This window comes from Phyllobacterium sp. GQ127 (assembly GCF_059758635.1).
Map to the genome: position 1 here is coordinate 1,619,699 of NZ_JCAXDZ010000001.1, position 8,271 is coordinate 1,627,969.

Below are 8,271 nucleotides of genomic sequence, written 5' to 3' on the forward strand. Positions count from 1 at the left end.
GATAGACGGCCCAGCATGGCATGACAACCAAAAGAAGCTGAATGAAACGAGACCCCGGCTCCGAGAACCGGGGTCTAGCGTCGAGATCGTGGTTTTATAGTTTTCCGTTGCGCTGTTGCACCATCATGAAAGTATCAAATGTGTACTCGGCAACTTGGGAATAGAGGAAATGCTCATTGCGGAACGCTTTGATCGAATCCCATATCTTCTTGAACGAAGCGTTGCTGGCTTCCAGTTCTGCGTAAACAGTGTTGGCCGCCGTGAAACATGCGTTCAAAATTTCTGGGCTGAATGGCCTTAACTGCGCACCACCTGCAACAAGCCGCTTGATCGCACCCGGGTTAAGATAGTCATACTTCTGCAACATGTTTGCATCCGTGGCCTGCGCAGCGGTACGGAACAATGACTGGTACGCGGGCGGAAGCGCATCCCATTTTGACTTGTTGACCATGAAGCTGACCGTTGGGCCACCTTCCCACCAACCTGGATAATAATAATAAGGAGCAACTTTCTGGAAGCCGAGCTTCTCATCGTCGAAAGGTCCAACCCATTCCGCCGCATCAATTGTGCCCTTTTCCAGAGCCGGATAAATGTCGCCGCCGGGCAATTGCTGGGGTACAACGCCAAGGGTTTCTAGGACCTTGCCGGCAAAGCCGCCAACGCGCATTTTCAGACCTTTGAGATCTTCGATGGTCTTGATTTCCTTCCGGAACCAGCCACCCATCTGCACGCCCGTGTTGCCGCCGGGATAGACCTGCAGTCCTTGGGTGTTGAAGAATTCGTTCATCAAATCAATGCCGCCGCCATGATACTGCCAAGCATTCATGCCGCGGGCATTGAGCGCGAAAGGTACAGCTGCTCCAAGCGCCCAAGTGGGATTTTTGCCCCAATAATAATAAGCGACCGTATGGCAGAGTTCGACTGTACCCGCAGCTGTCGCGTCAGCCGCCTGAAGGCCCGGAACAATTTCGCCCGCCGCAAATGGCTGGATAGTGAAATTGCCATCCGTTGCCTCTCGCAGATATTTTGACAAGTCGACTGCTCCACCGTAAATCGTCTCCAACGATTTCGGGAATGATGATGCACAGCGCCATGTAATTTTGGGCAATGTTTGCGCAATTGCCGGTGCTGCCAATGTGGTTGCCGCTGTCGCTGCGCCAACACCTGCAAAACCCGCCTTCGTCATGAATGAACGACGATCCATTAATTCTCCTCCAAAACTTTGAACCCCAGAACTATTCCCGGTCCAGATCAACAGACATTCAGTCTTGTTCTCCCGATCCTGCGCTAAACATACACACTCGTTTGTTCTAGTCCAGCCGACGGTTACGGCGGTTCTACCTAATTTTGCCTATCTTCGCGGTAGCTTGCTCCGCATATGGTTGGTCATGACCATTGGAAATGGCTTCGAACTCAACTACATTCTATTTAGGACCCCTTGGAGTGAAATCATGCGGCAACCTCTCGTCGCCATATCGTCAGACGTGCGAAATTTCGAAAATTACACCTGGCATGCGGCGCCCGATCAATATTTGATGGCTGCCTATCAAGCGGCCGATGTTATTCCGCTTATTGTACCCTCAATTGGCGAGGGCCTGGATATTGACGCGATTCTCGACGGCGTAGATGGCGTGCTCATTACGGGATCGAAGTCCAACGTGCATCCAGCGCTCTATGGCGCCCAACCCACTGAAGCGCATGAGCCATATGACCCCGCTCGCGATGCCACCTCGCTTCCGCTGATCCGCCGCGCTATCGACCGGGGCATCCCGCTTCTGGCAATCTGTCGCGGCATTCAAGAACTGAACGTGGCATTGGGCGGCACTCTTGCCACAGAAATCCAGCAGTTGGATGGGCGCATGGACCACAGGGCTCCTGCTTCCGAAATTCAGGCGGAACGGTTTGCAATTCGCCATCCGGTGCACATCAAGGCGGGTTCATGTCTGGCGGCAGTCATGAACAGTGATGCCATCCAAGTAAATTCCGTACACCGGCAGGCAATAGATAGGCCGGCACCTCAACTGGAAATTGAGGCTGTGGCCGATGATGGGACGATCGAGGCTGTCTCTGTCAAAAACGCTCGCGCTTTTGCAGTCGGTGTACAATGGCACCCCGAATACTGGGTAAAAACCGATAATTCTTCCCGGAGAATTTTTGCTGCATTTGGCGATGCAGTGCGTGCGCACAAAGCAAGCCGCGAGCGATTGCAAGCTGCCGAATAGCAGTAATCGCTGCTCTTGGCCGTTCTAGCTTAAGCAGATCAGCGTTCCTTTGGTTTTGACGTTGACTGCCGTATCCGCAACTCAGGCTTGATAAGTTCCTGACGGGCATGGGTGTCTGCACCGTTTAACTGGTCAAGCAGAGCGCGCGCCGCACGTTGCCCCACCTCCCGCTGGCCATTCCAAACCGTAGTCAAGGCAGGAGTCGCAATCGCGGCTTCTTCCAGATCGTCATAACCTGTAACTGAAATATCCACGCCAGCGACGAGTCCGGCGCGAGCAATGCCGTTCATCATGCCAATTGCGCAAAGATCGTTCCAGCAGACCGCTGCCGTGGGATGGTCCTTTAGCGCGAGAAATTGCGGCGCGGCATCGAAACCGGCCTGTTTAGTCCGAGGCCCGGGAATCCGCCATTCTGGTTTCGCATCGAGCCCTGCTTTTTGCATTGCATGCAGATAACCTTCATACCTGTCACGGCCAGTTGAGGTTTGATCAGTACCGCCGACCATTGCAATGCGCGTATGCCCGAGCGATATAAGATGATTGGTCGCTAGCCCGATACCATATGCATCGTCTCCACGGAAAACCGGAACATTCGCGTCCTGCACCGTACGTGCGATCAGTACGACTGGAAGACCGTTGTCTTCAGCCATGCGAATGTCTGCTGCAGGCGTGCCTATGGCGGGAGACATGATTACACCATCACCGCCCAGCTGCAGGACAGTTTCGATGAATGTCCGTTGCTTCTCCACTTGATCGTAATGATTCGACAAAATGAACGTTTGGCCAGAACGATCCAGCTCGCCCTCGATAGCCCGCAAAATTTCGGCAAAAAACGGGTTCATGATGTCATGAACAACTACGCCAACAATTCCCGACCGCGAAGTGCGCAAGCTGGCGGCCCGCCGGTTATAGATGTAGCCGATTGCTCTCGCATGCTCTTTGATCTTGTCCCGGGTCTGGTCGGCAACAAGCGGGCTGTCTCTCAAGGCAAGCGACACCGTCGCGGTAGACACTTTCAACGCGTCGGCAATTGTCGATAGCTTAATTTTCTGCGCCAAAAGTACTTTCTCCCCGCGATTCCATTCATTGAACAGAATATCATTCTTGGGGTTATGCCATCGCGGATCAATAAATCAAAGTTCTTTCCGCTCCAAAACTGACGCGGAAAATTGCGTACCCATCGCTCAAGGCTAAAACTATCTTGCAAAGATCGGAGCACGCAGCCCAACCTTGCGGTCTTCAGCCTGGGAACAGGCGGCAAGAACCGCAGACAAGCTATATGTCTGACAAAATAGAGCCCGTTAATTATTCATCGTCATTGTCGTCATCATCGTGCTCATCTGAGCCCGTCTGACGCAACAGATCCGCAGCCGATAGATTCATTTCAAGTCTTGTGAGCATTTTGACAAAAGCTTTACGCTCCTTTTTGTCAAAACCTTTCATTGCGTCTTTTTCGGTCTTGCGAATGGATTTTTCAATCGACTTGATGGCTTCATTTCCTGTGTCTGTCAGGAAAATATGGGCTTGGCGCTGATCCGTCGATGACCCCTCTTTTTTCACAAATCCTTGGGTCTGCAGGCGGGAGATCGTCTTTGTGATCGTCGGAGGACGCACACCAAGCCTCTTGGCAAGGACGCTGGGCGATAGCCCATCTTCATGCGCCAGTTGGAGCATTACAGCGTCTTGTCCAGCATAAAAACCGTGGCCCAGCAGCCTTATCGCCAATGCGGTACGCGTTAATCTTGCAGTTGACTGCAAGCGATGAAGAATAAGAGGCTTACGATCCTTGACCATTCCAATTCCTCTTTTGCTTATAAACCGTTCGCGATAGTGAGACGGCTAGCACAATTGCGTCAAAACTCATTAACAGACAAATCGACGTCAGGAAAATGTCTGGCCCCTGTGGGGTTTTCGACCCGTTTCCGGACAATGGTTACATTTAAACTACTGCCTGAGTGCCGCGTTACAATTCTTATGTGACAAACTGATGAAATTTGCCGACGAATTGCTCGCGACGCAGAAATTAAGGCTGTGAATGCTCGGCGCATAAGCATAGTTTCAGTGGCTACAGGATTGCTTTTTATAACGACGATGCAAAGTGACCAGGACATGTCCAACTCTTCAAACAATACAATCGCATTATTGCCGCTGGGAGCGCATGAGCAGCATGGACCCCACCTTCCATTCGAGACGGACACGTTGATTGTTAAGGGATTGGTCGATCGCCTCAAACCCTTGCTACCGCCCGAATTGGATATAACGTTCCTCACCGCCGAACCAGTTGGCTATTCAATCGAACACATGGATGTGAAAGGCACAACATCGCTACGTTTTGACGAGGCTGTACATCGTTGGATTGCGATCGGTGAAAATTTAGCTGAACGCGGAATATCCAAGCTTGTCATGCTTAACGCACACGGGGGCAATTCCCCGCTTACGACAATCGTCGCTACAGAACTGCGCGTTCGCTTTGATATGCTTGCCGTCGCGACCAGTTGGACGCGCTTTGGTCTACCGGACGGTTTGATATCGCCTGAAGAAAAAGCCATCGATATCCATGGTGGTTTTATCGAAACCTCGGTGATGCTGGCCCTGCATCCTGAACTTGTTCAGATGAACGAGGCGCAAAACTTCACCTCAAACCAGAGCCAGTTTGCCGCAGATTACAAGCACCTGCGAGCCTATGGGCCACACGCATTTGGCTGGAAAATGTCTGATCTGAACATGCAAGGCGTTGCGGGTAACGCTTTATTGGCCACTGCGCAGGCCGGCGAGGCAATAATCAGCCATAGCTTGAAGGGCATCATTGAGTTGATTGAAGATGTCGCGAAGTTTGATGTTTCTGTATTCAAGACCTGACACGGCGCTCAATCGCATTGCCTCATCCTTTTGCTCGCTACAGATATAGCAAACGGTGACCCAATCACCTATATCGAGGGTCTATACTCAACAAGAGGCACGCTATGAGTGAATCTCAGACCATTTCCGCGCCAGCCGACGCTGCCAAGACCGCCCAAATACCGGTCACAGTTTTGACCGGATATCTTGGCGCAGGCAAGACAACGTTGCTCAACCGCATTTTGAGCGAAAACCATGGCAAGCGCTATGCAGTCATCGTCAATGAGTTTGGTGAAATCGGAATTGATAACGATCTGATCGTTGAGTCCGATGAAGAAATTTACGAGATGAACAATGGCTGTATCTGCTGTACCGTTCGTGGAGATCTGATCCGCGTTGTTGAAGGCCTTATGCGCCGTCCGGGCAGATTTGATGCGATCATTGTTGAAACGACGGGTTTGGCCGATCCGGTCCCTGTCGCACAAACCTTTTTCATGGATGAGGATGTGCGGAAAAAGACCACACTTGACGCGGTGGTAGCACTGGTTGACGCCAAGCATCTGCCGCTACGCCTGAAAGACAGCCGGGAAGCAGAAGACCAGATCGCATTTGCCGATGTCGTTCTGCTGAACAAGACGGATCTGGTAACACCGGAGGAGTTGGCGGTTGTTGAAGCCACGATACGCGCGATCAATCCCCACGCAGTGGTTCACCGCACTGAACGCGCCAATATCAATCTTGTGAAAGTTTTGGATCGCGGGGCATTTGACTTGACGCGTGCACTGGAGAACGATCCGCATTTTCTCGACCATGATCACCCCGATCATGCCTGCGGCCCGGATTGTGACCATGATCACGGTCATGCGCATCATCATCACCATCATCACGATCACGACCATACGCATGATCACGATCACAGTCATGCATCGCCAATCCACGATGTCACTGTGCAGTCAGTTTCTCTGCGCACAGGGGAATTGGTTGCCGACAAATTCTTCCCCTGGATCCAAAAGATAACGCAGGACCAAGGTCCAAATATTTTACGCCTTAAAGGTATCCTTGCATTCAAGGATGATCATGAACGCTACGTTATCCAAGGCGTGCACATGATTATCGAGGGAGACCATCAGCGAGCCTGGAAAGATGGCGAAAAGCATGACAGCCGTCTTGTTTTCATTGGACGCGAACTTGACCATGCCGCGCTGAAAGCTGGCCTTGAAAGCTGTCTTGCCTGATGCCAACCATAGCTCCACTGGATTTGGTCGGCCACTGTATCGACGCGCGTTTCATTCAAGATATCCCCTTCTTCGCTTTGGCAGATGGAACTATCCATCGTCTCGATAATGGCCACAAAGCAGTGGAGGCCCATGATGGGCTTCTTTGTGCGATTCCATCGAGCGATGGTAAGGCTTTGCTTACGGGTGGCGAAGATGGCAGAGTCTGCTTAACCGGCTCAAACGGGCTATCAACAGAAGTAAGCAATCTGCCGCGCAAGTGGATAACAGCTCTTGCTGCGGCACCGGGTGGTGCAATAGCATTCGCGTCGGGCCGCTCCGCATGGTTTCGATCTGTTGATGGTAGCCTCAAGGAGCTGGCCCATGAGCGCAGTGTTGAGGGTCTGGCCTTTGCCCCAAAGGGTCTCCGCTTGGCAATCGCACGCTATAATGGTGTGACCTTGCATTGGCCAGCTACCAATAGCACGCCGACGGATCTCGAGTGGAAGGGCGCGCATGTCATGGCGATGTTCTCGCCAGATAACCGCTTTCTTGTTACCTCGATGCAAGAGAACGCACTGCATGGATGGCGGCTTGATGATAATCGTCACATGCGCATGACAGGCTATCCCAACAAAGTGAAAAGCTGGTCATGGAGCCCGAAGGGCAAATGGTTGGCAACGTCCGGTGCTCCAGCAGCAATCGTCTGGCCTTTTGCAGGCAAGGACGGTCCGATGGGCAAGGGGCCATTAGAACTCGGTACGCGCGGCGACAGTCTTGTGACTTCCGTTGCCTGCCATCCCGTCGAGGATATTGTCACGATCGGTTATTCCGATGGCATGATCCTTGTGGGCCGTTTTGGCGACCAGAAAGAAGTGCTATTGCGACGGCAGGGCAGTGGCGCCATTTCCACCATGAATTGGGATACTACCGGGCATCGGCTGGTCTTTGGAAGCGAGGCTGGCGACTGTGGCGTGATCGACATCACAGCATAGTTTGATGCTTTGACCAAGAACACAAACAAGAATTGACATGTTCTTGCTTTGTTCTAATATTGACCTATGCAATATGTTCTTGATTTTGGAACTCCGAGTCCGCTCGTGAGTGTCCATGATCGCTTGAAGGCGCATTATGGCATTCCCGCTCCGGGACTTCGGTTCACGCCTGTCAGTATGCTGGTTATGGCAATGCTGGGCTGCCGCACCCGTGACGAAGTATCATTGGAAGCATTTCAGAATCTTCGACAGAAATTCAAAAACTGGGAAGCTGTCGCCTCTGCTTCATCAGACGAAGTCAATGATTGCATTCATAGGATCACTTTTCCCAAGACATACTGCATATACATCCCCGAAGCGTTGCGTAGAATTATTCGGCAACAGGGTAAACTCAGTCTCGATACACTTGCCCATATGACAGTCGGACAGGCTCTACACTCATTGCAGCAGCATCGGGGCGTCGGTCCCAAAATCAGTGCCTGCGTTCTCAATTTCAGCACTTTGCAGATGCGCGCCTTGGTAGTTGATACACACTACCTTCGTTTTGCCGCGCGATTTCAACTCATCAAAGACGATTGGAACTACAATCTCAAAATGAAAGTCATACAGCGGCTTATTCCGAACTGCTGGTTGGCTAAAGACACAGAAGAACATCACGTGCTTGTAAAAAAATTGGCGCAGGAATTCTGCGTAACTGGAACACCGCGCTGCTGTGGATGCCCTCTGCAAATGATGTGTCCACATGGTCAATGTTCGACATAGAAAATTCTGTGCGCCATGGACATGGCGACACGAGCTATTATTGTGGATTGGCATTGCCTTGTTCGTGTGATTTTTGCATTACCCGACTTGGCTGCCAGCAGGCATTTGTGTGATCGCCAAGCCACCAGCAATTAATGATCGTATAGGGTCTGGGAAATTTTTCGGGAAGCCGACGCATTATGAAATGCTGCGCCGGAATGTTCACTGGCATTATGCCGCTTGATTTGAATAGATATGATT

Annotated in this window: 8 protein-coding genes; 5 read left to right on the forward strand and 3 right to left on the reverse strand. The window is 51.6% G+C overall.

The features are described 5' to 3' along the window. Window positions 1-94 precede the first annotated feature (94 nt). Window positions 95-1,204 carry a TRAP transporter substrate-binding protein gene (locus AC6CHM_RS08190; RefSeq protein ID WP_115052223.1) on the reverse strand — a complete coding sequence of 370 codons (1,110 nt, stop codon included), beginning with the start codon at window positions 1,202-1,204 and terminating at the stop codon, window positions 95-97. Window positions 1,205-1,451: 247 nt separating this feature from the next. Here AC6CHM_RS08190 and AC6CHM_RS08195 point away from each other — a divergent pair, with 247 nt between their 5' ends. After that, complete coding sequence (locus tag AC6CHM_RS08195) at window positions 1,452-2,222, forward strand: gamma-glutamyl-gamma-aminobutyrate hydrolase family protein (RefSeq protein WP_307279998.1); 771 nt, start codon at window positions 1,452-1,454, stop codon at window positions 2,220-2,222. 38 nt (window positions 2,223-2,260) lie between these two features. Here the strand turns inward: AC6CHM_RS08195 and AC6CHM_RS08200 are convergent, their stop codons facing one another. Both AC6CHM_RS08200 and AC6CHM_RS08205 read right to left on the reverse strand, forming a co-directional pair. Then, complete coding sequence (locus tag AC6CHM_RS08200) at window positions 2,261-3,280, reverse strand: substrate-binding domain-containing protein (protein ID WP_115052222.1); 1,020 nt, start codon at window positions 3,278-3,280, stop codon at window positions 2,261-2,263. A gap of 247 nt (window positions 3,281-3,527) precedes the next feature. Further along, on the reverse strand, window positions 3,528-4,016 hold the full coding sequence (locus AC6CHM_RS08205; protein ID WP_115052221.1) for a MarR family winged helix-turn-helix transcriptional regulator: 489 nt from the start codon (window positions 4,014-4,016) through the stop codon (window positions 3,528-3,530). Between the two features lie 297 nt (window positions 4,017-4,313). Between AC6CHM_RS08205 and AC6CHM_RS08210 the strand changes: the two genes are divergently transcribed. The 4 genes from AC6CHM_RS08210 to AC6CHM_RS08225 all read left to right on the forward strand — a co-directional run bounded on the left by AC6CHM_RS08210 (window position 4,314) and on the right by AC6CHM_RS08225 (window position 8,031). Next, a complete protein-coding gene (locus AC6CHM_RS08210; protein WP_435530172.1) occupies window positions 4,314-5,081 on the forward strand; it encodes a creatininase family protein in 768 nt (255 codons plus the stop codon). A gap of 104 nt (window positions 5,082-5,185) precedes the next feature. Continuing rightward, a complete protein-coding gene (locus AC6CHM_RS08215) occupies window positions 5,186-6,295 on the forward strand; it encodes a CobW family GTP-binding protein (RefSeq protein ID WP_337354391.1) in 1,110 nt (369 codons plus the stop codon). Further along, the gene (locus tag AC6CHM_RS08220; RefSeq protein ID WP_337354390.1) at window positions 6,295-7,269 is read left to right on the forward strand and encodes a WD40 repeat domain-containing protein; all 975 of its coding nucleotides are present in this window, start codon (window positions 6,295-6,297) and stop codon (window positions 7,267-7,269) included. Before AC6CHM_RS08215 ends, AC6CHM_RS08220 begins: the two co-directional genes overlap by 1 nt. Window positions 7,270-7,335: 66 nt before the next feature. Continuing rightward, window positions 7,336-8,031, forward strand: coding sequence for an endonuclease III domain-containing protein (locus AC6CHM_RS08225; RefSeq protein ID WP_498172618.1), 696 nt, complete (start codon window positions 7,336-7,338; stop codon window positions 8,029-8,031). Window positions 8,032-8,271: the final 240 nt, after the last annotated feature.